1 protein-coding gene is annotated in these 488 nt (G+C 69.3%); it reads right to left on the reverse strand.

Features of this window, described 5'->3' with window-relative positions:
* Positions 1 to 31 precede the first annotated feature (31 nt).
* Positions 32 to 298, reverse strand: coding sequence for a DUF6356 family protein (locus RDU12_RS04880; protein ID WP_300290315.1), 267 nt, complete (start codon positions 296 to 298; stop codon positions 32 to 34).
* Between the last annotated feature and the right edge of the window lie 190 nt (positions 299 to 488).

The raw sequence follows: 488 nt of genomic DNA on the forward strand, positions 1-488 counted from the left end.
CTCGCCCCTCGCCCCTCGTCCCTCGTCCCTGTCACAAGCCCGGATCCCACACGCCCGCGTCGCGCATCCGGCATTCGCGGGCCTCGCGGGCGCGGCCGCCCACTTCGTCGGCCATGCAGCAGACCTCGCTCGAGACCGTGGACTTGTGCAGTCCCGGCACCAGGGCGTGCAGAAAGGCGCAGCCGGCCAGCTTCAGCAGGCGGAAGCCGAACCGCGCCGACGCGGCCATATGCTCGAAATAGGTTTCCTTCACCTCGCGCGGGTGTTCGACGAACAGGCGATTCAGCGTCTGGATCATGGCGACAGTCTAGCGAGGAACCGGGGCGGCCTCTACCCGTCGGCGCCATTCTGGCCTAAACCGCCCGCCGGAACAGGGGCGCCCGTCACCATCGCGTGACGCCGTGGCGACCCGGACAACGCTCAGGAAAGACCCCCATGGCCGACGGCTCCGCTTCTCCCGCCAAGACCTTCCGCTGGGACGACCCGCT

This window comes from Brevundimonas sp. (assembly GCF_031082345.1).
Classification (GTDB): domain Bacteria; phylum Pseudomonadota; class Alphaproteobacteria; order Caulobacterales; family Caulobacteraceae; genus Brevundimonas.